The organism is Micromonospora sp. NPDC047521 (assembly GCF_055587305.1).
Genome location: NZ_JBVJGN010000012.1, coordinates 96,781 through 118,494, shown reverse-complemented (window position 1 = coordinate 118,494; position 21,714 = coordinate 96,781). Strand labels below are relative to the sequence as shown.

The window sequence follows — 21,714 nt, the reverse complement described above, 5'->3', positions numbered from 1 at the left end:
CCGTCGGCTATTCGACACCCGACACCGGGTCAGCTTCCGAGGATCAGCAGCAGCGCGGTGGCCACCGCGCCCGCGCCGAGCACCACGGTGATCGGGCGTGGCCCGAGCACCGCGTGCCGGCGGTCGGCCAGCACCCGCGCCGGCACCAGGCCGATCAGTGGCCCGAGCAGGGTCACCACAAGCGCCAGCACCGGCATCCCGACGGCCAGGTCGCCCCCGTACCCGACGCCGAGCGCCCGGGCGCCGGTGCCCAGGGCGTACGCCAGCACCGCGCCGGCGGCGCCGCAGAGCGCGAGCAGCGGGTTCACCGAACCGGGCAGCTCGCCGGGCTGGCCGGCCCGGTCGAGCAGGTCCCGGGCACGGGTGAGCAGCAGCACCGGGTCGGCCGTCGTGCCGCCGTTGGCCGGCGCGGGCGGGCCGCCGACGCGCCGCGCGCTCGCCCCGAGCCGGGTCCGTACCTGCTGCCACAGGTGCGCGACCTCCGCGTCGACGCGTTCCTGCTGCTCGCGTGCCGCGACCAGTTCCTGCTCAGCGGCGCGTACCTGGTCGGTGGCGTCGGCGACGGCCTGGTCGGCGGCCGCGCACTGCCGCTCGTACCAGGTGTGCGCCTCTGCGCGCTGCTCGCGGACGCGGGCGGTCAGCTCGGCCAGTCGCCGCAGCTGCGCGGCGTAGGTCTCACTGGTCACCGGTTGGTTCATCGCGACGGTCCATACGGGATGATCACCTGTCCGGTGCGGTGCACCGCCCGGTCGAAGTAGAGCCCCCGCCACGGGCGGGGATACCAGTCCGGGCCGCCGGTGCCCGGGTAGAGCGAGGCGCCCAGCTCGCCGCCGTGCGCGTCGAGTGCCACCCACGCGCCGATCTGGTCGGTGCGGGCGGCCGGGCCGCCCAGGTCGGCACGCATCCGGGCCACTCCCCGCCACCAGGCCAGCACGTGGGTGCGGCGTTCCGGCCCGTCGTGCAGGATCCGGCGCAGCTGTTCCAGGCCGGTACGCTGACCGGCCTGCGCGGCGAGGGTGCCGGCCGCCGCGTCGACGGCGAACAGCAGCAGGTAGTGCGGACTGCCCGCGCCGCCGAGGCCGTCGGCCGTCTCGGCCATCAGCTCGCCGACTGTCTCCTCGTCGTACCAGTTGGCGTCGTCGGCCAGGTCCTCGTAGAGGGCGCGGGCGATCGGGTCGGCGTCCGCGTCGAGGCAGGCGATGGAGAAGCGCGCGGTGCCGCTCGGGTGTTGGCGGGCCAGGGAGCGGGCCGCCGCGTCCAGCACGGCGCACGCCTCGTCGACCCTGGTGCCCAGCACCGCGAGGTTGCGTCCGGGGGCGCGGGGGAGCCGCAGCGCCGCCGAGCGGGACTGCACGTCGATGATCTCGCCGAGCAGGGCCACCGGGCTGCGCGGGGCGCTGCCGTCCGCCGGGGCTTCGAGCGCGCGGTAGTCCGGGGCCTCGGCCAGCCGGGGGATCGCGTCGCCGTCGAAGAGCCGCGCCGGTGCCGCGTCGGCCGGACGCTTCCGCCACAGCCGGTGCTGGAGTTGGTTCCACGTCTCCCAGTCGCTCGCCGACGGGATCCGGGCGACCTCGTTGCCCTCCACCATGCCCGACTCGGCGTTGACCACCGCGTGCCAGCGGGGCAGCGACTGCGCGGCGTCGTTGCGTTCGGCGAGGATCCGCAGTGCCTTGGGCAGCGCGATGCGCAACGTGAACTGGGCGACAAGCGCGGGACGGCCCCACAGCGCCTCGATGCCCCGCACGTCCTGCGAGGCGAGCACCAGGTGGATGCCCTGCGAGCGGCCCCGCCGCGCCAGGTCCTCCAGCAGGTCGGCCGCCTCCCGGGCGACGACGTCCCGGCCGGCCAGCAGCATCTGGAACTCGTCGACCACGGCGACGATCCGGGGCCAGTGTCCGGTGGGATCGACCGCGCGCAGCTCGGCCAGCTTGGTCACCTCGTGCTTCTTCGCCGCGTCGGCGCGGCGACGCAGCTCCTCGGTGAGGAACCGCAGCAGCGCCAACCCGAACTCCCGGTCGGTGTTGACGTTGATACCGACCAGGCGCATGTGCGGCAGCCAGCTCGGGTCGCGCCGGCCCTGCGCGAACCGGGCGAACGACACCCCCTCCTTGAAGTCGAGCAGGTAGAACTCCAGTTCCGAGGGGGAGTAGCGGGCGGCCAGCGCGCCGATCCAGGCGAAGATCAGGTTGGTCTTGCCGGTGCCGGACGGGCCGCCGATCAGCGCGTGCGGCGGGTAGTCGCCAAGCGTCAGGCGGACCGGGCGGCCCTGCGGCCCCTCGCCGATCGGGGCGGTCAACCCGCTGGCCGAGTCCTCCCGCCACATCTGCTCCGGCGGCGGGAGCAGGTCGGCGAACGGCGTCGGCGGTGGGCCGGCGTTCACCTGGGCCGCGATCTCCCGGCAGGTCTCGGTGACAAGCGTCGCGGGCGGCGGTGGGTCCAGTCGGACCGGCAGCCCGGACGGCCCGCCGATCAGGGCGCCGGATGCCCCGGCCACCACCCGGGTCACCGTCGGGTCGTCGGGCAGCGGGATGCCCCGCACCACCAGGTGCACCCCGCAGGCCGCGCCGGCCCGCACCACGCGTTCGAGCTGGCCGCGTTCGTGCCGGCTCAGCTCGTCGCCGCCGAGCAGCACCGCCACCCGCCACGGTTCGGGGCGGCGGCCGGTCGCCGAGGCCAGTTCCCGCAGCGAGCCGTGTTCGCCGGCCAGCACCGTCTCGTTGATCCGGCGGATCTGCTCCACCAGGTCGTCGAGCAGCCCGCCGAGGCCACCCGGGCCGACGAAGGTGAGCAGCCCGGCCGTGCCCAGTGGAGCGAACCCGGCCAGGCCGCCGCCGAGGTGTTCCGGGTCGTACCCGATCAGTCGGACCGCCCCGGGGTCGGCGCGGCCGGCGGCGCGCAGCAGCAGCGCGGACACCACGGCGTCGCAGCCGGCGCGGTCGTCACCGGAGAGGTGGACGTGCCCGGCGTCGAGCAGCGGCACAAGCGCCGGCACCGGGTCGACGTCGTCGATGTGGACGGTGCCGATCCGCAGCGCTCCCGGCGGCTCGGCGCGGCGGGTGGGGGTGGGTGTCCACCCCGGCCAGTCGGCGCCGGCGCAGCCGGGTGCCTCCCGCAGGGCGGCGTCGGCGGCGTGCCGGGCGAGCTGCGCGATGCGGGCGGAGTGCCGGGCGTCGATCTCGGCGAGCCGGCGGTCGCGTTGGGCGCCCACCCGCTGCGGTACGGCGGCGGCCGCCCGCCGGACCCGGGTCAGCCGCTCGCGACCGGCGGTCAGGTCGGCCTGGGCGGCCGACAACCGGGTACGCGTCGCGCCCAGCGCCTCACCGAGGGTCTCCCGGATCCGGGTGGCCAGTTGGCCGCGCCGGTCAGCCATCGGAACCCCGGCGGGTGGGCGCGTCCCGCCACGGGCTGCCCGTTCGCGGCGGCAGCCCACCGGAACGCTGGGCGCCGTTGCTCCCCGGCCGCTGACCCGCGCCGCCGGTGCGCTGGCCCACGCGTGCCGGCTGTCCCGTGCCCGTCGGCTGCGGCCCGGCGCCTGGCTGTCCCGCGCCGCCCGGCCGTGGGTCGGTGTGCGCGGGCAGGTCACGGCCGAGTCGGGCGAGCAGCAGCCCGGTCGCCACGCCCGCGGTCACCGCCGAGTCGGCGGCGTGTGGTGGCTCTCCCGAGGCACGCGGCGGCGGCATCCGGCACACCCGGGTCAGCAGCGTCTCCAGCACCGGCGGAGGCAACCCGGGCAGCAGATCGCCGACGCGGCCGTCCAGCTCGCCGCGCAGCCGGCCGAGGTCGGCGGCGCGGGGCGGATGCCCCAGCAGTTCGCCGGCCAGTTCCCGCAGCAGCGGCGGTGCCAGCGCGGCCAACCCCAGCCCCACGTCGGCGGGGGCGCGGCGCAGCTCGGTACGCAGCCGGTCCCGGTCACCCGCGCGGACGCCGCCGACGACCCGGCGCAGCAGCTCCCGCGGGTCGTTCAACCGCTCGTCGGGTTCGTCGTCGGCGCCCTCGCCCTCGCGCCCTCCGGTCAGCTCCGCCACCCGCACCGACCACCAGCGGCGCATCCGGACCTGCTGGGCGGACTCCGGCGGCACGGCGGTCGGCCCGGCGTCCGGCGGCGTGTCGTGTCGGGGAGCGCGCTGCTCCTGGCGGGGCGGGGGAGCGCCGTCCCCGGCCAGGCCGATCGCGGCCAGGTACGCCGAGAGCTGCTCCTGGGCCACCCGCAGCGCGTACCCGGCGCTCTCGGCGTGCTCGGTGGCGGCGGACAGCTCCGGCACCCCCATCGGATTCGCCGATTCCTGGCGTACCCAGCGCAGCCGCTCCGCGGCCAGGCCGAACTTCTCCAGCGCCTGCCCGAGCAGGGCCACCGGGAACTCCTCGCTGGCGGCGCGGACCTGCCCACCGACATCCTCGATGATGGACATGGCGGCCTACAGGGTGGCGACGTAGAGCTGTGCCTGCTCCACCGCGACGAGTGTCGCGGCGAGACAGTCCTCCAGCTCCTGGCTGGCCTGGGTCAGCGACGCCTGGGCCGCCTCGACTGTCTCGTGCCCGCTGCCCTCCAGGGCGCCGGCCAGGGTCTGCTGCGCCTCGGCCAGTTTCTCGCCGGCCGCCTGCACGGCTGTCTGCCCGTCCCCGATCTGTTGGAGGGCGACATCGATGGCAGCCTTCAGCTCGGCGACGCTCGCCACTGCGGAACCTCCTGGGGGCGGGGAGATCTCCATTAGAGCCTATCGGCGTCGCGGAAAGAACATCCGCCCTGTCGGTGTTCCTGCCCGCCTGTCCGGAAGGACTCCGGAAGCGCCGGGAGTCCGTTCTGTGGGAGTCCCAGTGCGAGAACCTCTCAACTCTCGCGGAGCCAGCGCGGCCCGTACACCTCGGCGCCCAGGGCCGTGACCCGCTCGCGCAGCTCCCGGTCGGCGGTCACCACCAGCCGCCGGCGCCGCGGAGCGCCCGCGACCAGATCGACCACGCTGTCGTCGCCGGAGCCGGGAGCGGAGACCACCCGTACGCCGTCCGTGCCGGGCACGTCCCGCGCGGCGCCCTCGACCACCAGGACCACCTCGACGGGCGCGGGCAGCCGGGCCGGCAGCCCGCCGGTCGCCACCGGGGCGAGGGAGTCGCGCAGCCGCGCGGCGGCCCCGGCGCGGTCCCGCCACCACCCGTTCGGGCGTGAGCCCACCACGTTGGCGCCGTCCACGATCAGCAGCGGGGTGTCATCCATGTCGCCAGCCTGCCACCACCGGGCGACGCGGGCCGGACGCCACACCCGAACCGCCCGCGCGCCCGGTGCGGCGTTTGTCGGGCCCCGCGCCGGGTAGCCCCTGCCGACCGTGCCGCGCCCGACTGCGGAGGACAGACATGATGGGACCCGGTGACCTCGGCTCCGACCCGTGGGACGAATTCCTGGCCCGGTACTTCGGCCGGGGTGAGGGAGGACGCCGACCGCCGCACCGGGTCGACATCACCCGCCTGATGACTGCCGACGCCCGGGAGATGCTGGCCGACGCGGCCCGCCGGGCGGCGCAACGGCACAGCAGCGACCTGGACACCGACCACCTGCTCTGGGCGGCGCTGCAACGCGAACCCCTGCGGGACCTGGTCCGGCGTGCCGGCGCCGACCCGGACACGCTGCTCAACGCGCTCGGCGGCAAGGGCGACGGCGCGCCGCGCGGCGAGGTGCCACCCAACCTGTCGTTGACGCCGGCGGCCAAGCGGGCGCTTCTCGACGCCCACCAGCTCTCCCGCGCCATGGGCGCCAACTACATAGGCCCCGAGCACATCCTCATGGCGCTGCCGCTCAACCCGGAGTCGCCGGCCGGCCGGATGCTCGCCGCCGGCCGGATCCAGCCCGAGTCGTTGCAGGCCGCCAACGCCGAGCGCGGCCCGATGAACGGCCCGAAGCCGGACCGCGGCACCCCCACCCTCGACCAGTACGGGCAGGACCTCACCGACCTGGCCCGCAACGACCAGATCGACCCCGTCATCGGGCGGGCCGACGAGATCGAGCAGGCCGTGGAGATCCTCTCCCGGCGTACGAAGAACAACCCGGTGCTGATCGGCGAGGCAGGTGTCGGCAAGACCGCAATCGTCGAGGGGCTGGCCGAGCGGATCTGCGACGGGGACGTGCCGCAGACCCTGCTCGGCAAGCGTGTCGTCCAACTGGACCTGGCCGGCCTGGTCGCCGGCACCCGCTACCGGGGCGACTTCGAGGAGCGGCTGAAGAAGGTCATCGACGAGATCCGGGCGCACCGGGACGAGCTGATCATCTTCATGGACGAGATCCACACCCTGGTCGGCGCCGGTGGCGCCGGCAGCGAGGGCGGGATGGACGCGTCGAACATGCTCAAGCCGGCACTCGCCCGTGGCGAGCTGCGCGTCATCGGCGCCACGACCCTCGACGAGTACCGCAAGAGCATCGAGAAGGACGCCGCGCTGGCCCGGCGCTTCCAGCCCGTGCTGGTGCCCGAGCCCGGAGTCGACGACACGATCGCCATCCTGCGCGGCCTGCGCGACCGGTACGAGGCCCACCACCAGGTGCGCTTCACCGACGAGGCGCTCGTCGCGGCCGCCGAGCTGTCCGACAGGTACGTCACCGACCGGTTCCTACCGGACAAGGCCATCGACCTGATCGACCAGGCCGGCGCTCGGGTGCGGCTGCGCACCCGCACCCCGGCGTCCGACGTGCGGGAGCTGGAACAGGAACTCGACGAGGTACGCCGGGACAAGGAGCAGGCCGTCACCGACGAGCAGTACGAGCGCGCCTCCGCGTTGCGTGACCGGATCTCCGAGCTGGAGGAGGAGATGCGCCGCGCCAACGGCGACGACGGCGCGACCTCCCAGGTGCCCGAGGTGGGCCCGCAGGAGATCGCCGAGGTGGTCTCCCGGGCCACCGGCATCCCGGTCAGCCAGCTCACCGAGGAGGAACGCGACAGGCTGCTGCGCCTGGAGGGCCACCTGCACGAGAAGGTCGTCGGCCAGGACGACGCGGTCACCGCTGTCGCCGAGGCGGTCCGCCGCTCCCGCGCCGGGCTGGCCGACCCGGAGCGCCCGATGGGCAGTTTCCTGTTCCTCGGCCCGACCGGCGTCGGCAAGACCGAGCTGGCCCGCGCGCTGGCCGAGGCGCTGTTCGGCGAGGCGGACCGGATGGTGCGCGTCGACATGAGCGAGTTCCAGGAACGGCACACGGTCAGTCGGCTCGTCGGCGCCCCGCCCGGATACGTCGGCTACGAGGAGGCCGGCCAGCTCACCGAGGCGGTGCGCCGCCGCCCGTACGCGGTGGTGCTGCTCGACGAGATCGAGAAGGCCCACCCGGACGTGTTCAACATCCTGCTCCAAGTGCTCGACGACGGGCGGTTGACCGACAGCCAGGGCCGTACGGTGAACTTCAAGAACACCGTACTGATCATGACGAGCAACCTCGGCTCGGAGCTGATCACCGGCACCCAGCGGGCCGTCGGGTTCGGCACCGGCGCGCCGGGCAGCGAGCAGGAGAACGACGAGCTGCGCGAACGGCTCATGCGCCGCCTCCAGGAGAACTTCCGGCCGGAGTTCCTCAACCGCATCGACGAGGTGATCATCTTCCGTCGGCTGGAGGCCGAGCAGCTGCGCGACATCACCGCTCTGCTGCTGGAGGAGACCCGACGCCGGCTGCACGCCCAGGACATCCAGGTCGAGTTCACCACCGCCGGCATCGACTGGCTCGCCGAGCACGGCTACCAGCCGGAGTTCGGGGCCCGCCCGCTGCGCCGGGTGATCCAGCGGGAGGTGGACAACCACCTGTCCCGGATGCTGCTGGAGTCGGCGATCTCGCCCGGACAGAAGGTCACAGTGGACGCCCGCGACGGGTCGCTCGCCTTCGACGTCGCCGCTGGCGAGCGGGGGTACACCGCCGCCACGACGACGCATCCGCGATGAGCGGGGAGCGACGAGGCGAGCCCGGGGAGCCGCACGAGGACGCGGACTCCGAGCAGGCCCGGGACGAGGACGACCATCCCGACCCGATCCTGGCCCCGCCCACCGCGAACCCCCGCCGCACGCGGGTGCCACCGGAGGGCCTGCACCCGAAGACCGACCAGGACGACCCGGAGACGTCCGACCGCCGCCCGCGAGAGGAGACCTGATGGTACGCGAAGCTCGGCTCGACCCCGAGGTGGAAGTGCTCTGGGAGGACTTCCACGCCGAGGTCAACGTTCCGTCGGAGCAGTTGCGCACGTGGCTGCTGACCCGCGGGTCCGGTGAGGAGTCGTTCGGGTCCAACCCGACCCTCGACCTGCCCCAGCCGGGCCGGGAGATCCTCAAGGTGCTCAACAAGCGCAAGGTCGACCTCACCCCGGAGGACATCGAGGTGATGCGGGAGGCGGTCGAGCGGATCCGGGAGCTGATGGACGCCAAGCCGCCGCGCGGCAACGCCGACGACACGTGGCGGCACTCCCTGCTCGACCTGGGTCACGACCCGCTCGTCGAACGCTGAACGGTGCCACACGCCGGCGGTGCCGTCCCGGTTCGGGACGGCACCGCCGGCGTCGTGTTACTGGCCCTGGTTGGGCTCCAGGCTGCCGATGGTCAGCCCCGCCGCGTCGGCCGCGGCGTCCCGGTCCCCGCGGGTCTGGTCCTCGCGGCTGAGCAGATTGGCGTACTCGGTGACGTCGGCCGGGTCGGGCACCTCCGGCAGACGGCGCAGGAACGCCTCCACCTCGCGGGTGGCGGCGGTGTGCGCGGCGGCCGCCTGGCGCAGCAGTTCCCGGTCGTCGGCGGGCGGGTAGAGGTCGGTCATGCCCGCCGGTTACCCCGGCAACGGCCGTTCGCACCGCCGGCGGCGGATCATCACCCGCCCGGGTGGACTCACACCCCGCTGGGCTGGCGCACACCGAACCCCGGATTGCGCAGCAGCCAGTCCAGGTAGGTCGGATGCGGCGCCAGCGAGTCGGTGTACGCCGCCTTGGCCATCTGCAACACGAGCGGGGCGCTGCGGGCGGCGGGGGAGTCCGGGTGCCAGCCCAGCAGCAGCCGCCACCGCAGCGGGACCCCGGCCAGCCGGCGGGTGACCAGCCCCGCCACCGGCCGGAACGTGGCCTGGCACAACGCCACCGCCACGCCCGCCTCCACCAGGTCGACGCAGCCGCGGATGTCGGTCTCGTACACCTTGCGGGGGGTGAAGCCGGCGCGGGCGCAGGCGGCGGCGAAGCAGTCGCTGAAACAGCCGTCACCGGGCGCCGCCACCCACTGCTCATGACGCAGGTCGCCCAGGCTCACCTCGTCGTGGCCCGCCAGGGGGTGGGTCTCGGGCAGCAGCACCAGCACCGGGTCGACGGACACCTCCCGCCAGCTCAACCCGAACCCGGCCGACGGGCTGGCGTCGCCGCACACCCCCGCCAGCGCGAAGTCCAGCCGACCGCCCGCCACCAGCTGCGCCAACTCGTCCACCGACCACGAGGCGTACGTGGTGATCTGGGCGGGTGGATGCTCGGCGGCCAGCCGGTGCACCAGCCGGCCCAGGATCGGGCTGTTCACCCCGCCGAACCGGTAGCACGGCGGCGCGTCACCGGAGCCGGCCAGGCGGGCCGCCTCGTCCTGCAACCCCTTCATGGCCGGCAGCAGCACCCGGGCGCGGGCCAGCACCAGCTCACCGAGCGCGGTGGGACGCGCGCCGCGCCGGTCCCTGTCGAACAGCGGACCACCGAGTGTCCGTTCGATCCGCTGAAGCTGGGCGGTGAGCGCCGGCTGAGCCAGGCCGAGCGCCGACGCCGCCTTGGTCACGCTCCCCGTCTCCGCGATCGCGCAGACCACCCGCAGGTGACGCAACTCCAGGTTCATACCGTGACGGTAGGACTACGCCGCAGCCGGCGGAAGAGCCCGAAGGTATCGGTGAGATTGAATGCACAGGCGGATGTCGCCGCCGCTCACCCGCGCGGCGGCTCCGGCAGGTCCGCCAGGTACGTCGGCCGCCGGGTCACCGCGTCGCGCACCTTGTCCACCACACCCACCGCCGGCTCGACGATCCGGTTCCACGGCGGGGTCGCCGGGGTGCCCGGGTGCGGCCGCGTCGGCGCCGCCTCCTCGGCGATCTCCAGCCGGTTGCCCAGCCTGATCAGCTCCTCGGCGGTGGCCACCTCGCGCAGCTCGGCGACCAGCGCGCCCACCCCCTGGACGTGCCGGCGCACCCGCACGGCGACCTCGGTCACCGTCTCGTCCGACAGCTCCTTGAGGACGCCCAGCAGCGCTGCGTCGGCGTTGATCTCGGCGTCCACCCGCTCGTCCGCGTTCGGCAGCGCGGCCCGCGCCGCCGGCAGCAGGTACTGCTCCTCCGCCGACAGGTGCCGCGACAGCGCGGCGGTGAGCACGGCCAGGCCCTCCTGCGGCGTGCTGTCCGGGCCGGTCAGCTGGTCCAGCAGCGCCAGCAGCTGCTGGTGCTCCCGGTCCACGATGTCGGCGATGCTGCGGCCACCGGGACGGTAGCCCTCGTCGGGCGCGGGCGGCAGCGGCGGCAGGGGAACGGCGGACATGGTGCCCTCCTCGACTGGCGGGCGGAAGCTCCGGCAGGGGACGTACGGTCGACCGCGGCGATACCCGGACACGCTCGCGGCGAAACCGGACCCGTCGATGCGTCCACCCGCGCCGCCGGTGCGCCGGCCCGTCGGGCGGCTCGGGCTGGTATGAAGAGGCGATGACGAGCGAACCCACAGCGGAGGTCGTGGACCTCTGCCGCGACCTGCTGCGTATCGACACCACCAACACGGGGGACAACGACACCAGCGTCGGCGAGCGCCGCGCCGCCGAGTACGTGGCGGAGAAGCTCGCCGAGGTGGGAGTCGAATCCGTCCTGCACGAGTCCGCCCCAGGCCGGGCGAACGTCGTGGCCCGCATCCCCGGCGCCGACCCGAGCCGGGGCGCGCTGCTGGTGCACGGCCACCTGGACGTGGTGCCTGCCGACGCCGACGAGTGGTCCGTGCACCCCTTCTCCGGCGAGGTGCGCGACGGCTACCTGTGGGGTCGGGGCGCCATCGACATGAAGGACTTCGACGCCATGGTGCTCGCCGTGGTGCGGCACTGGCAGCGCACCGGCGTGCGGCCCCCGCGCGACATCGTGCTCGCGTACACCGCCGACGAGGAGGCGGGCAGCGACTACGGGGCGCGGTTCCTGGTGGAGAACCACCGTGACCTCTTCGACGGCTGCACCGAGGCGATCGGGGAGGTCGGCGGCTTCTCCTACTCGGTCAACGACAGCCAGCGGCTCTACCTCATCGAGACCGCCGAGAAGGGCATCGACTGGCTGCGGCTGCACGCCAGGGGCCGCCCCGGGCACGGCTCGATGGTGCACGACGACAACGCCGTGACCGCCCTGGCCGAGGCGGTCGCCCGGATCGGCGGGCACCGCTTCCCGGTCGTGGTCACCGACACCGTGCGGGCGTTCCTGGAGGAGGTGTCCGACCTGCTCGGCATCGAGCTGGACCCGAACGACCCGGAGACGGCGATCGCCAAGCTCGGCCCGATCGCCAACATCATCGGCGCGACCATCCGCAACACGGCCAACCCGACCCGGCTCAGCGCCGGCTACAAGGACAACGTCATCCCCGGCCGGGCCACCGCCACCATCGACTGCCGCAGCCTGCCCGGCCAGTCCGAGCTGTTGGAACGGCAGCTGCGCGAGCTGGTCGGCCCGGACATCGCCATCGAGTACGTCCAGCGGCAGCCGGCCCTGGAGACCACCTTCGACGGCGACCTCGTCGAGGCCATGTCGGCGGCGCTGCGCGCCGAGGACCCGGGCGCACGTCCGGTTCCGTACATGCTCTCCGGCGGCACCGACGCCAAGGCGTTCTCGCAGCTCGGCATCCGCTGCTTCGGTTTCGCCCCGCTGCGGCTGCCCGCCGATCTGAACTTCTCCGCGTTGTTCCATGGCATCGACGAGCGCGTTCCGGTCGACGGACTACAGTTCGGCGTGCGGGTTCTCGACCGGTTCCTCCGCACCTGCTAGCCGTGTCCGGTAGCTGCACCCGGCGCGTTACCTCCCCATCGTGAAGGGACTGCCCCACATGACCGACCAGCACGGTGAGCTGGACGCCGCTCTCGAGCGGGTGATCGAAGCGGCCCGTCACCACCTGGCCGCCGTACGTGCCGCGCAGGGCCGCGTCGACGACGACGACGTCTGGCAGGCGTACGTGGCGTTGAACAACGCCTCCTTCGCGTACGACGAGCGTCTGCTCGACGCGTTCGGCGAGGTGACGCCGTGGGACGTCGACTCGATCGACCCGGACGAGGCCGACGAGCGTTTCGGCGGCCCCGAGGGGTCCGAGGCCAGCGACCCGCACCCGCGTGTCATCTCGGTACGCCAGCGCCGCGACTACCGGGTGCCGAGCGTCTCGGCGCTGCTGCGGGTGGCCGAGGCGGCCCGCCGTGAGGGCACCCCGGAGGACGACGAGCCGGCGCCGGTGGAGGGTGTCGGCGAGGCGGTGCTGGAGTTGCTGCAGAGCGGCGACGGCTCACTCGGCGCGCTTGACGTCCCCGAGTTGGAGCCCCTCGACGGGGTGGTCATGGTCAGCGAGGTGGGCACCCCCGTCGACCTGGAGTCGTTCGACGACGACGACGCGGTCGGCCCGTTCCAGCCCGCGGCCGACGACCGGCTGGTCGGGCGGCTCGACGAGCACCCGTTCCTGGAGCTCGACGACGACCACGACCACGCCGGGCACCAGCACTAGGCCGTGCGTCGCCCGGGGCTCACGCGAGCCCCGGGCGGCCGGCCCCCTCAGTACGACAGGCCCGGCTGCGGCTGGTTGACCCGTCGACGGCGCAGCACCACCTGGCGCGTGCCGTCACGGAACAGCCGTACCCGGGCCAACTCCCATCCGGAGAACTCCGCCTGGATCGCCAACTGCGCCGCGGCGGTCAACCGGTCGACGTTCGGCGGCAGCCGCAGCGGCGCATACTCGTAGTCCATGCCACCCATGCTGCCCAGCCCAGCGGCCGTTCGCCACCCCTATGCGGGGTGACCGACGCCGCTACCGGCGGGTCAGCTGTCGCGCTCCGGGTAGCCCACCGGGACGGCGGAGACGTCGTCCAACGCGGTGATGATCTCCTCGGGCAGGGTGATCCGTTCGACCTGGAGCGCGCCGAGCAGCTGCCCCACCGTCCGGGCGCCGAGGATCGGCGCGGTCACGCCGGGCCGGTCCCGGATCCACGCCAGCGCCACCTCCAGCGGCGACACGCCGAGCCCGCCGGCCGCTGTCGCCACCGCCTCGACGATGCTGGAGCAGCGCGGCTCCAGGTACGTCGCCACGAACCGCTCGAAGTGCGGCGAGGCGGCCCGCGAGTCCGCGGGCCGGCCGTGCCGGTACTTGCCGGTGAGCACTCCCCGGCCCAGGGGCGACCAGGGCAGCACGCCGAGGCCGAGCGCGTCGCACGCGGGCAGCACCTCCCGCTCGACGCCCCGCTCCAGCAGCGAGTACTCCACCTGGGCGGCCACCACTGGCGCCCGGCCGGGCCAGGCGGTCTGCCAGGCGGCGGCCCGGGCGGTCTGCCAGCCGGAGAAGTTCGACACCCCGACGTAGCGGACCTTGCCGCTGGCCACCGCGTGGTCCAGTGCGGCCAGGGTCTCCTCCAGGGGGGTGTCCGGGTCGTACCCGTGCACCTGGAACAGGTCGACGTGGTCGGTGCCGAGCCGGCGCAGCGACGCGTCCAGGGTCCGCAGCAGGTGCCCGCGGGAGCCGTCCCGGCGCCGGCCGCTGCCCGGGCGCAACCCGGCCTTGGTGGCGATCAACAGCTCGTCGCGGGGCACGAGGGAGCCCAGCAGGGAGCCGATCACCGACTCGGCGTCACCGTCGCCGTACACGTCGGCGGTGTCGATCAGGTTGCCGCCCGCGTCCAGGTAACTCTTCAGCTGGGCGGCCGCGTCGTCGGCGTCGGTGTCCCGACCCCAGGTCATGGTGCCGAGCGCGAGCCGGGAAACCGCCAGCCCGCTTCGGCCGAGCGGTCGCTGTTGCATGGGTGAACCTTATTTCGAACCTGCCGCCACCGATATCCTCGCTCCCGTATCTCTGCCGGTTCTGCCGGTTCCGCCGTCCTGGGCTGCCCTGATGGAGGGGGGACCAAAGGTGTCGAGCCGGTGATCGGGTCCGTTACCGGCATTGCGTAACCTGGTGCGACCTGTGCCACGGATGGGGGAGGACCAGTGCGACTAGGGCTCAGCCTCGGATACCAGACGGCGTGGAGCACGCCGGCCGACCACCTGGCGCTGGCCCAGGAGGCGGACCGGCTCGGCTATTCGGTGGTGTGGGCGGCGGAGGCCTACGGCTCCGACTCGCCGAGCATGCTCGCCTGGATGGCCGGCCAGACCGAACGGATCGACGTCGGCGCTGCGGTGATGCAGATCCCCGCCCGTACGCCGGCGGCCACGGCGATGACAGCGGCCACCATCGACGCGCTCTCCGGCGGACGGTTCCGGCTCGGCCTGGGGGTGTCCGGCCCGCAGGTCTCCGAGGGCTGGCACGGGGTGCGTTTCGCCAAGCCGTTGGGGCGCACCCGCGAGTTCGTGGACATCGTCAAGCTCGCCATCGCCCGCAAGGAGGTGGCGTACGACGGCGAGCACTACACGTTGCCGCTGCCGGACGGCCCCGGCAAGGCGCTGCGGCTGGGCTTCCACCCGCCCCGCGAGCACATCCCGATCTACCTGGCCGCGGTGGGCCCGAAGAACCTGGAGCTGGCAGGGGAGATCGCCGACGGCTGGCTCGCCGTGTTCTACGCCCCGGAGTTCGCCGACGAGCAGCTCGCCTCGGTCGCCGCCGGGCGCGCGAAGGTCGGCAAGGAGCTTGCCGGTTTCGACGTGGTGCCGTCGGTGCCCGTGGTGATCGGCGACGACGTGGCGTCCTGCGCGGAGCTGGTCCGCTGGTACGCCGCCCTCTACGTCGGTGGGATGGGCAGCCGGCAGCAGAACTTCTACAACCAGCTCGCCACCCGGATGGGCTACGGCGACGCCGCCCGCGAGGTGCAGGACCTGTACCTGGCCAAGCGGCAGCGCGACGCCGCGGCGGCCGTACCCATGGAGTTCATCGACCGCACCTCGCTGCTCGGCCCGAAGGAGCGCGTCGCCGAGCGGATGCGCGAGTACGCCGCGGCCGGCGTCACCACGCTGTCGGTGTCCCTGTTCGTGGCCGACCGGGACAGCGGTGTGCAGACCCTGCGGACCGTGGCCGAGGCTCTCGACCTCTCGGGAGTCGGCGAGTGACCTGGGTCGAGGCCATCGTCCTGGGCATCGTCCAGGGACTTACCGAGTTCCTTCCGGTCAGCTCGTCGGGGCATCTGCGGATCACCTCGGCGATCTTCTTCGACCGGGACGCCGGGGCGTCGTTCACCGCGGTCACCCAGCTCGGCACCGAGGCCGCCGTGCTGATCTACTTCGCCAAGGACATCTGGCGGATCACCCGGACCTGGCTGGTCGGCATCCGGGACGCGTCGGTCCGTTCCAGCCTCGACTACCGGATGGGCTGGTACGTGATCGTCGGCTCGATCCCGATCGGGCTGTTCGGTTTCGTGTTCAAGGACCAGATCAAGACGGCCGGGCGCAACCTGTGGGTGGTGGCGACCACTCTCATCGTGTTCGCGTTCGTGCTGGCGTTCGCCGAGTACTGGGGGCGGCAGACCCGTACGTTGGAGAACTTCCGGATGAAGGACGGCGTGGTGATGGGTTTCGCCCAGGCCATGGCGCTGATCCCGGGGGTGTCCCGCTCCGGCGGGACGCTCACCGCCGGCCTGCTGCTCAACCTGACCCGGGAGGCGGCGGCACGGTACTCGTTCCTGCTGGCCATCCCGGCGGTGGTGATGTCCGGCGTGTTCAGCCTCGGGGACGTCTTCGAGCCGTCCGCCCCGGGCACGTCGGCGCCGTCGGTGGCGCAGATGATCGTGGCGACGGCGATCGCCTTCGGCATCGGGTACGCGGCCATCGCGTGGCTGCTGCGCTACGTCGCCCACCACACCCTGTACGTCTTCGTGCTGTACCGGGTCGCGCTGGGCACGCTGGTCCTCGCCCTGCTGCTGACGGGCACGATCAGCGCCACCTGATCCGCCCGCGCGTCCGCCGGCCTCCGATCCCCGCCCGGGGGTCGGGGGCCGGTGTGGTTGCGGCGTCCCCTCCACGTCGTCTCATTCTGGTCGAAACCCCCTCAGAGCGCACCTAGTCTTTCCCTGTCGGGGTTGACGTCCCGCACATGACGCGTGGGGAAGGGGCGACAGTGACCGCCAGCGGCGCGAAGCGCGGGCGGGACAGGCCGCCGCGGCGCAACCTCGTCGCCGTCCTCGCGATCGTCGCGTTCTCCGGCGCGTTCTTCGGCTACGACCAGGGCGTCATCAGCGGGGCGCTGAGCGACATCAGGCAGACCTTCGACGCGAACACCTTCGCCGTCGAGGTGGCGGCGAGTTGGGTGACCCCCGGTGCGCTGGTGGGCGCGCTGCTCGGTGGTCACCTCGCGGACCGGATCGGCCGCCGGGGAGCGCTGTGGGTCGCCGCCGTGGCGTTCGCGGTGGGCACCATCGTCCAGGCGTCCGCTCCGGTGATCGGGGTCATGTTCGGCGCCCGGTTGGTCCTGGGCCTGGGCATCGGTGTGGCCTCGGTGGCCGGCCCGATGTACGCGGCGGAGGCCGCGCCGGAGCGCATCAGGGGCAGCCTCCTGGCGCTCTACCAGTTCTCCACCACCTTCGCGATCTTCATCGGCTACCTCGCCGACGAACTGTTCGAGGCGGGCGACTCCTGGCGTTACCTGCTCGCGGCGGCGGTGCTGCTGGGGGTGACCCTCGCCCTGGTCACCACCGTGATCCCCGACTCGGCGGTCTGGTACGTGCAGCGGGGGGACAGACGCCGGGCGGAGGCGTCGCTCGCGGCGACCGTGCCCCGGCAGAAGGTGTCCCAGCGGCTGCACGCCGTGCAGGAGAGTCTCGCGGCCGGCAAGGCGGGGTGGCGCGAGGTGCTCTCGCACGAGTGGCGGCGTCCGTTGGCGCTGGGTGTGGGGCTGGCCCTGTTCCAGCAGCTGACAGGGATCAACGGGATCATCTACTACGCCGACGAGATCTTCTCGGCCGCCGGATTCCACACCCCGCAGGCCCAGCTGGCCGCGACCACCTGGGCGATCGGCGCTGTCGACTCGCTCTTCACGCTTGTCGCGGTCGCCTTCCTGGACCGGCTGGGCCGACGTCCGCTGCTGCTGGTCGGGTTGCTGGGCATGGCGGTCTCGCTCGCGGTGGTAAGCGTCAGCTTCGCGAAGATGGACCCGGGCGTGCAGGCGGCCGGAGCCACCGGACACCACCCCACCGACGCGGGGATCTTCCTGCTGGTCGGCGTGGTCATGTTCGTGGCGTTCTACGCGATGTCCATCGGGCCGACCGCCTGGACGGTCATCAACGAGATCTTCCCGGGCCGCATCCGGGGCCGCTGCGTGGCGGTCGCGTCCGCCACGCACTGGGGTTCGGAGTACCTGATCACCCAGTTCTTCCTGAGCATGCTCAGCGCCGTGGGGCGGTCGGGCGTGTTCGCGCTCTTCGCCGGCACCTGTGTGCTCGGCCTTCTGTTCATCTGGCGGTACCTGCCGGAGACGAGGGGCAGGACCCTTGAGGAGATCCAGCGGATGTGGCAGACCGACGCGGGTGCTCGGCGTCCGCACCGTGCGGGCGACGGGTCCCGCTGATTCTCGGCTTCTGACCCGTGGCGCAGGGGACAGGGCGTACGGTCGACCCGAAGCCGCCCAAAACGGACCTGTTGGACAAACAGCTCATCCCGGCTGGGTGTCAGCGCTCACCCGGTGTGGCGAAACCGCTCGGCGGGATGGCGGCCCCCGACCGACCGTCGCAGAAGGACCAGGACAGTGCATCTGACACCACGGGAATTCGACAAGTTGACGATCCTCTCGATGGCGATGGTCGCCAACGCCCGCAAGGCCAGGGGGATCAAGCTCAATCACCCCGAGGCAGTCGCGGTCATCTGCGCCGCCGCCCTGGAGGGCGCCCGCGAGGGCAAGACCGTCGAAGAGGTCATGAACGACGCCCGCAGCACCCTCAGCGCCGACGACGTCATGCCGGGCGTGCCGGACATGCTGCCCATGATCCAGGTCGAGGCGGTCTTCACCGACGGCTCGCGACTGGTCACCGTGCACTCACCGATCCGATAGGGAGCAGGACATGGCCAACCAACATCCCGGCCCCAACTCCAAGCACGTGCGACCCATCGGCGGCTACGTGCTGAGCGACCAGCCGCTGGAGCTGAACGCGGGCCGGCCGGTCACCGAGGTCGTCGTCCACAACACAGGTGACCGACCGATCCAGATCGGCTCGCACTTCCACTTCTTCGAGGCCAACCGGATGCTCGCCTTCGACCGTGAGGCCGCGTTCGGGCGGCGGCTGAACATCCCGGCGACCACGTCCATGCGCTTCGAGCCGGGCGACAAGAAGACGGTGGAGCTCATCCCCTTCGGGGGGCAGCAGCGCGTGTACGGGTTCAACGGCCTGGTGCAGGGGTGGAGCGGCAGCGAGTCGACCCCCAGCTACCGACCGGACCGCACCGAGGCGATCCACAACGCCAGGACCCGGGGCTTCAAGTTCGGCCCGGACCAGCAGGACGACCCCAAGGGCAAGAAGAAGTAGATCCACTATCCCGCAGGGCGGCCAGCCTCGGGCAGGAGATGATTCGATGAGCCAGATTTCGCGGCAAGAGTATTCCGGGATGTACGGCCCGACGACGGGCGACCAGATCAGGCTCGGCGACACCGACCTGTACATCGAGATCGAGAAGGATCTCCGGGTCCTCGGCGACGAGGTGATGTACGGCGGGGGCAAGACGCTGCGCGACGGCATGGGGGTCAACAACCAGTACACGAACGCCCAGGGCGGCCTGGACCTGGTCATCACCAACGTGACGATCCTGGACGCGACCCTCGGCGTGGTGAAGGCCGACGTCGGCGTCAAGGACGGCAAGATCGCCGGTATCGGCAAGGCGGGCAACCCGAACGTCATGGACGGGGTCACCCCCGAGCTGATCACCGGTCCGGGCACCGAGGCGATCTCCGGCGAGCACCTCATCCTGACCGCCGGCGGCATCGACACGCATGTGCACCTGGTGACGCCGCTTCAGGCGTACGCCGCCCTGAGCAACGGGGTGACCACCCTGTGGGGCGGGGGCACCGGCCCGACCGACAGCACCAACGGCGTCACCATCACCCCCGGTCCGTGGAACATCCACGCGATGATGCGGGCCTTCGAGACCATCCCGATCAACATCGGTCTGATGGCGAAGGGCAACAGCACCGGCCGCGCGCCCCTGGTGGAACAGATCATGGCCGGCGCGCCGAGCTTCAAGATCCATGAGGACTGGGGTGCGCCGCCGGCGGTGATCCGCGCCTGCCTGGACGTCGCCGACGAATTCGACGTGCAGGTCAGCATCCACACCGACACCCTCAACGAGAGCGGCTACCTGGAGGACAGCATCGCCGCGTTCGAGGGCCGGACGATTCACACCTTCCACACCGAGGGCGCCGGTGGTGGGCACGCGCCGGACGTCATCAAGGTCGCCGGTCAGATGAACGTGTTGCCGAGCTCGACCACACCGACGGTGCCGTACGGCATCAACAGCCAGTCCGAGCTGTACGACATGATCATGGTCTGCCACAACTTCAACCCGCAGGTCCCGTCGGACGTGGCCTTCGTGGAGAGCCGGATCCGGACCGAGACAATCGCGGCCGAGGACGTCCTGCTCGACGAGGGCGTCATCTCGATGATGCAGAGCGACTCGCAGGCCATGGGCCGCGTGGGTGAGACCTGGTTGCGGACCATCCAGCTTGCCGGGCAGATGAAGACCGCCCGCGGCAAGCTCGCCGAGGACTCCAGCGCCAACGACAACTTCCGGGTGCTGCGGTACGTGGCCAAGATGACCATCAACCCGGCGATCACCCAGGGGATCTCGCACGTGCTGGGCTCCGTCACACCCGGCAAGATGGCCGACCTCGTGCTCTGGGAGCCGGCGTTCTTCGGCACGAAGCCGAAGCTGGTCCTCAAGGGTGGCATGATCGCCTGGTCGATCATGGGCGACCCGAACGCCTCACTGCCGACGCCGCAGCCCGTCTACTACCGGCCGTCGTTCGCCGCGTACGGCAGCCAGCTCGGCAAGACCTGCGTGACCTTCGTGTCCCGGGCCGCGCACGAAGCAGGCATCGCCGAGGAACTCGGCCTGCAACGGCAGGTCATGCCTGTGTACCGGACCCGGGGGCTCACCAAGCGGGACATGGTCCGCAACGGCCGGCTTCCCAAGCTCGAAGTCGATCCGGAGACCTTCGCCGTGAAGATGGACGGCGTGCACGCGACAGTACCGCCGGCCCGGAACCTGCCCCTGAGCCAGCTCTACTTCTTCAGCTGACCCCCCGGACGCCCGCGCCGCCGTGCGCGGCTCCGGCGCACCCACGGAAAGGAGACGCCCGTGCTCGTCGAATCGGTGCTGGGCAACATGAACGAGCCGGACTGGACGCTCCGGCTGAAGGAAGCGCGCATCGACGACCTGGTCCTGGACCAGTGGGACGCCCAGAAGAGCCGGATCCGCAAGATGACCAGCTCCGGGGCGGAGCTGTCCGTGGCGCTGGCCCGGGGCGTCCGGCTGCGCGACGGCGACATCCTGGCCTGGGACGACCTGACCGCCACCGCCGTGGTGGCCCGCGTCCAGCTGGGCGAGGTGATGGTGGTCCACCTCGACCAGTTGCGCGGCGAGTCGGCCGAGCTGCTGATCCGCTCGGCCGTCGAACTCGGTCACGCGATCGGCAACCAGCACTGGCCGGCGGTGGTCAAGGGCACCCGGATGTACGTCCCGCTGACCGTGGACCGCAAGGTCATGGACTCGGTGATGCGGACCCACGCGTTCAGCGGGATCACCCACGAGTTCGTCCCCGGTACCGAGATCATCGCGTACCTCGCTCCGCACGAGTCGCGGCGGCTGTTCGGTGGCGCCGACTCGACGCCGCACTCCCACCTCCCCGCCGACCTCAACTGAGAGGGCCGGGACGGTGCGCACGATGGCGGAGACCCTGAAGCTCCTGCAGTTCGGGGACTCGGTCTTCCCGGTCGGTGCCTTCTCGTTCTCCAACGGGCTGGAGATGGCCGTCCAGCATGGCGTCGTGCACGACCGGACCACCCTGCAGGACTTCGTGCGGACGGTCACCCGGCTCGCCGCCACGGGGGACGGGGTGGCAGTGCTCGCCGGTCACCGGGCTGCCCGCACCGGCGACCTCGACCGCATCCGGCAGGCCGACGAGGCAGTGCACCTGCGCAAGATCAACGAAGAGATGCGCACCATGTCGGTCCGGATGGGACGCAAGCTGGCCGAGGCGGCGACCCGGATCGTCGGGGAGACGCTGCTCCGCAAGCGGATCGACGAGTCGGCCAGCGGCGTGCCTGTCACCTACCCGGTCGCGCTCGGCGTGGTCTTCGCCGACCTCGGTGTCGACGAGCAGGACGCGTTCGCGGCCCACCAGTACGGCGCGGCGTCGACGGTGCTCAGCGCGGCGATCCGGCTGATGCCCGTGGACCACCTCGACGCGCAGTCGATCCTCTTCGCGGTCAACGAGCGGGTCGCCGACGACTACCGCGAGGTGCGCACCGCGAGCCTCGACGACATGCAGACCTTCGGACCGCACGCCGATGTGCTCGCCGCCGCGCACCAGCACGTGCACGTGCGGATGTTCATGAGCTGAATCCGCATCCCGCATAAACGTA

General features: G+C 72.4%; 23 protein-coding genes. 13 read left to right on the top strand and 10 right to left on the bottom strand.

The annotated features are described in order from the left end of the window. Nucleotides 1–29: 29 nt before the first annotated feature. The 5 genes from ACZ6N8_RS24350 to ACZ6N8_RS24330 all read right to left on the bottom strand — a co-directional run bounded on the left by ACZ6N8_RS24350 (nucleotide 30) and on the right by ACZ6N8_RS24330 (nucleotide 5,209). Nucleotides 30–698, bottom strand: a complete 669-nt coding sequence (locus ACZ6N8_RS24350) for a hypothetical protein (protein WP_466012833.1) — start codon at nucleotides 696–698, stop codon at nucleotides 30–32. Further along, the gene (locus tag ACZ6N8_RS24345) at nucleotides 695–3,370 is read right to left on the bottom strand and encodes an FtsK/SpoIIIE domain-containing protein (RefSeq protein WP_466012832.1); all 2,676 of its coding nucleotides are present in this window, start codon (nucleotides 3,368–3,370) and stop codon (nucleotides 695–697) included. The genes ACZ6N8_RS24350 and ACZ6N8_RS24345 overlap by 4 nt, the downstream gene beginning before the upstream one ends. Further along, nucleotides 3,363–4,409 (bottom strand): hypothetical protein, encoded by a 1,047-nt coding sequence (locus ACZ6N8_RS24340; RefSeq protein WP_466012831.1) that lies wholly within the window; start codon nucleotides 4,407–4,409, stop codon nucleotides 3,363–3,365. The genes ACZ6N8_RS24345 and ACZ6N8_RS24340 overlap by 8 nt, the downstream gene beginning before the upstream one ends. Before the next feature lie 6 nt (nucleotides 4,410–4,415). Next, a complete protein-coding gene (locus tag ACZ6N8_RS24335; RefSeq protein ID WP_139587705.1) occupies nucleotides 4,416–4,676 on the bottom strand; it encodes a hypothetical protein in 261 nt (86 codons plus the stop codon). 152 nt (nucleotides 4,677–4,828) lie between these two features. Continuing rightward, nucleotides 4,829–5,209, bottom strand: a complete 381-nt coding sequence (locus ACZ6N8_RS24330) for a PIN domain-containing protein (RefSeq protein WP_466012830.1) — start codon at nucleotides 5,207–5,209, stop codon at nucleotides 4,829–4,831. Between the two features lie 137 nt (nucleotides 5,210–5,346). Between ACZ6N8_RS24330 and ACZ6N8_RS24325 the strand changes: the two genes are divergently transcribed. Genes ACZ6N8_RS24325 through ACZ6N8_RS24315 form a run of 3 tightly spaced genes read left to right on the top strand, consistent with a single transcriptional unit; the run spans nucleotide 5,347 to nucleotide 8,458 of the window. Beyond that, entirely contained in the window at nucleotides 5,347–7,902 is a 2,556-nt protein-coding gene (locus ACZ6N8_RS24325) for an ATP-dependent Clp protease ATP-binding subunit (RefSeq protein ID WP_387122422.1), read from the top strand. Next, complete coding sequence (locus ACZ6N8_RS24320; RefSeq protein ID WP_466012829.1) at nucleotides 7,899–8,108, top strand: hypothetical protein; 210 nt, start codon at nucleotides 7,899–7,901, stop codon at nucleotides 8,106–8,108. The genes ACZ6N8_RS24325 and ACZ6N8_RS24320 overlap by 4 nt, the downstream gene beginning before the upstream one ends. After that, nucleotides 8,108–8,458, top strand: a complete 351-nt coding sequence (locus ACZ6N8_RS24315) for a DUF3140 domain-containing protein (RefSeq protein WP_139587701.1) — start codon at nucleotides 8,108–8,110, stop codon at nucleotides 8,456–8,458. Before ACZ6N8_RS24320 ends, ACZ6N8_RS24315 begins: the two co-directional genes overlap by 1 nt. A gap of 57 nt (nucleotides 8,459–8,515) precedes the next feature. Here the strand turns inward: ACZ6N8_RS24315 and ACZ6N8_RS24310 are convergent, their stop codons facing one another. The 3 genes from ACZ6N8_RS24310 to ACZ6N8_RS24300 all read right to left on the bottom strand — a co-directional run bounded on the left by ACZ6N8_RS24310 (nucleotide 8,516) and on the right by ACZ6N8_RS24300 (nucleotide 10,490). After that, nucleotides 8,516–8,761, bottom strand: a complete 246-nt coding sequence (locus tag ACZ6N8_RS24310; protein WP_139587700.1) for a hypothetical protein — start codon at nucleotides 8,759–8,761, stop codon at nucleotides 8,516–8,518. 68 nt (nucleotides 8,762–8,829) lie between these two features. Continuing rightward, nucleotides 8,830–9,801, bottom strand: coding sequence for a LysR family transcriptional regulator (locus ACZ6N8_RS24305; protein WP_364365535.1), 972 nt, complete (start codon nucleotides 9,799–9,801; stop codon nucleotides 8,830–8,832). Between the two features lie 86 nt (nucleotides 9,802–9,887). After that, a complete protein-coding gene (locus tag ACZ6N8_RS24300) occupies nucleotides 9,888–10,490 on the bottom strand; it encodes a hemerythrin domain-containing protein (protein WP_466012828.1) in 603 nt (200 codons plus the stop codon). A 161-nt stretch (nucleotides 10,491–10,651) separates the two neighbouring features. On the opposite strand from ACZ6N8_RS24300, the gene ACZ6N8_RS24295 reads away from it, so the two are divergent. Next, nucleotides 10,652–11,959, top strand: a complete 1,308-nt coding sequence (locus tag ACZ6N8_RS24295) for a M20/M25/M40 family metallo-hydrolase (RefSeq protein ID WP_466012827.1) — start codon at nucleotides 10,652–10,654, stop codon at nucleotides 11,957–11,959. Nucleotides 11,960–12,017: 58 nt separating this feature from the next. Further along, nucleotides 12,018–12,680, top strand: coding sequence for a hypothetical protein (locus ACZ6N8_RS24290; RefSeq protein ID WP_364365528.1), 663 nt, complete (start codon nucleotides 12,018–12,020; stop codon nucleotides 12,678–12,680). 47 nt (nucleotides 12,681–12,727) lie between these two features. Here the strand turns inward: ACZ6N8_RS24290 and ACZ6N8_RS24285 are convergent, their stop codons facing one another. Further along, a complete protein-coding gene (locus ACZ6N8_RS24285; protein ID WP_053655860.1) occupies nucleotides 12,728–12,919 on the bottom strand; it encodes a DUF5703 family protein in 192 nt (63 codons plus the stop codon). Between the two features lie 72 nt (nucleotides 12,920–12,991). Continuing rightward, entirely contained in the window at nucleotides 12,992–13,963 is a 972-nt protein-coding gene (locus ACZ6N8_RS24280) for an aldo/keto reductase (protein WP_357990096.1), read from the bottom strand. Nucleotides 13,964–14,149: 186 nt separating this feature from the next. On the opposite strand from ACZ6N8_RS24280, the gene ACZ6N8_RS24275 reads away from it, so the two are divergent. From ACZ6N8_RS24275 to ACZ6N8_RS24240, 8 genes are all read left to right on the top strand, one after another. Continuing rightward, nucleotides 14,150–15,202: an LLM class F420-dependent oxidoreductase gene (locus ACZ6N8_RS24275; protein ID WP_357990094.1), complete on the top strand. Its 1,053-nt coding sequence runs from the start codon at nucleotides 14,150–14,152 to the stop codon at nucleotides 15,200–15,202. Next, nucleotides 15,199–16,035 (top strand): undecaprenyl-diphosphate phosphatase, encoded by an 837-nt coding sequence (locus ACZ6N8_RS24270; RefSeq protein ID WP_466012826.1) that lies wholly within the window; start codon nucleotides 15,199–15,201, stop codon nucleotides 16,033–16,035. The genes ACZ6N8_RS24275 and ACZ6N8_RS24270 overlap by 4 nt, the downstream gene beginning before the upstream one ends. 146 nt (nucleotides 16,036–16,181) lie before the next feature. Continuing rightward, nucleotides 16,182–17,651: a sugar porter family MFS transporter gene (locus tag ACZ6N8_RS24265; protein WP_466012825.1), complete on the top strand. Its 1,470-nt coding sequence runs from the start codon at nucleotides 16,182–16,184 to the stop codon at nucleotides 17,649–17,651. Nucleotides 17,652–17,828: 177 nt separating this feature from the next. After that, nucleotides 17,829–18,131: an urease subunit gamma gene (locus ACZ6N8_RS24260; protein ID WP_357990089.1), complete on the top strand. Its 303-nt coding sequence runs from the start codon at nucleotides 17,829–17,831 to the stop codon at nucleotides 18,129–18,131. A gap of 10 nt (nucleotides 18,132–18,141) precedes the next feature. Next, nucleotides 18,142–18,603 carry an urease subunit beta gene (locus ACZ6N8_RS24255; RefSeq protein ID WP_466012824.1) on the top strand — a complete coding sequence of 154 codons (462 nt, stop codon included), beginning with the start codon at nucleotides 18,142–18,144 and terminating at the stop codon, nucleotides 18,601–18,603. Nucleotides 18,604–18,649: 46 nt separating this feature from the next. Further along, on the top strand, nucleotides 18,650–20,368 hold the full coding sequence (locus ACZ6N8_RS24250; protein ID WP_466012823.1) for an urease subunit alpha: 1,719 nt from the start codon (nucleotides 18,650–18,652) through the stop codon (nucleotides 20,366–20,368). Between the two features lie 60 nt (nucleotides 20,369–20,428). Continuing rightward, the gene (locus ACZ6N8_RS24245; RefSeq protein ID WP_051708532.1) at nucleotides 20,429–20,992 is read left to right on the top strand and encodes an urease accessory protein UreE; all 564 of its coding nucleotides are present in this window, start codon (nucleotides 20,429–20,431) and stop codon (nucleotides 20,990–20,992) included. A gap of 22 nt (nucleotides 20,993–21,014) precedes the next feature. Then, on the top strand, nucleotides 21,015–21,692 hold the full coding sequence (locus tag ACZ6N8_RS24240; protein ID WP_466012822.1) for an urease accessory protein UreF: 678 nt from the start codon (nucleotides 21,015–21,017) through the stop codon (nucleotides 21,690–21,692). Nucleotides 21,693–21,714 lie beyond the last annotated feature (22 nt).

What these genes read in the sequence shown, in the direction of transcription:
- ACZ6N8_RS24250 (WP_466012823.1), top strand. Translation starts at nt 18,650, where the DNA reads ATGAGCCAGATTTCGCGGCAAGAGTATTCCGGGATGTACGGCCCGACG.
- ACZ6N8_RS24330 (WP_466012830.1), bottom strand. Translation starts at nt 5,209, where the DNA reads ATGGATGACACCCCGCTGCTGATCGTGGACGGCGCCAACGTGGTGGGC.
- ACZ6N8_RS24315 (WP_139587701.1), top strand. Translation starts at nt 8,108, where the DNA reads ATGGTACGCGAAGCTCGGCTCGACCCCGAGGTGGAAGTGCTCTGGGAG.
- ACZ6N8_RS24285 (WP_053655860.1), bottom strand. Translation starts at nt 12,919, where the DNA reads ATGGACTACGAGTATGCGCCGCTGCGGCTGCCGCCGAACGTCGACCGG.
- ACZ6N8_RS24305 (WP_364365535.1), bottom strand. Translation starts at nt 9,801, where the DNA reads ATGAACCTGGAGTTGCGTCACCTGCGGGTGGTCTGCGCGATCGCGGAG.
- ACZ6N8_RS24290 (WP_364365528.1), top strand. Translation starts at nt 12,018, where the DNA reads ATGACCGACCAGCACGGTGAGCTGGACGCCGCTCTCGAGCGGGTGATC.
- ACZ6N8_RS24295 (WP_466012827.1), top strand. Translation starts at nt 10,652, where the DNA reads ATGACGAGCGAACCCACAGCGGAGGTCGTGGACCTCTGCCGCGACCTG.
- ACZ6N8_RS24325 (WP_387122422.1), top strand. Translation starts at nt 5,347, where the DNA reads ATGATGGGACCCGGTGACCTCGGCTCCGACCCGTGGGACGAATTCCTG.
- ACZ6N8_RS24340 (WP_466012831.1), bottom strand. Translation starts at nt 4,409, where the DNA reads ATGTCCATCATCGAGGATGTCGGTGGGCAGGTCCGCGCCGCCAGCGAG.
- ACZ6N8_RS24300 (WP_466012828.1), bottom strand. Translation starts at nt 10,490, where the DNA reads ATGTCCGCCGTTCCCCTGCCGCCGCTGCCGCCCGCGCCCGACGAGGGC.
- ACZ6N8_RS24345 (WP_466012832.1), bottom strand. Translation starts at nt 3,370, where the DNA reads ATGGCTGACCGGCGCGGCCAACTGGCCACCCGGATCCGGGAGACCCTC.
- ACZ6N8_RS24240 (WP_466012822.1), top strand. Translation starts at nt 21,015, where the DNA reads ATGGCGGAGACCCTGAAGCTCCTGCAGTTCGGGGACTCGGTCTTCCCG.
- ACZ6N8_RS24255 (WP_466012824.1), top strand. Translation starts at nt 18,142, where the DNA reads ATGGCCAACCAACATCCCGGCCCCAACTCCAAGCACGTGCGACCCATC.
- ACZ6N8_RS24280 (WP_357990096.1), bottom strand. Translation starts at nt 13,963, where the DNA reads ATGCAACAGCGACCGCTCGGCCGAAGCGGGCTGGCGGTTTCCCGGCTC.
- ACZ6N8_RS24350 (WP_466012833.1), bottom strand. Translation starts at nt 698, where the DNA reads ATGAACCAACCGGTGACCAGTGAGACCTACGCCGCGCAGCTGCGGCGA.
- ACZ6N8_RS24320 (WP_466012829.1), top strand. Translation starts at nt 7,899, where the DNA reads ATGAGCGGGGAGCGACGAGGCGAGCCCGGGGAGCCGCACGAGGACGCG.
- ACZ6N8_RS24310 (WP_139587700.1), bottom strand. Translation starts at nt 8,761, where the DNA reads ATGACCGACCTCTACCCGCCCGCCGACGACCGGGAACTGCTGCGCCAG.
- ACZ6N8_RS24265 (WP_466012825.1), top strand. Translation starts at nt 16,182, where the DNA reads ATGACGCGTGGGGAAGGGGCGACAGTGACCGCCAGCGGCGCGAAGCGC.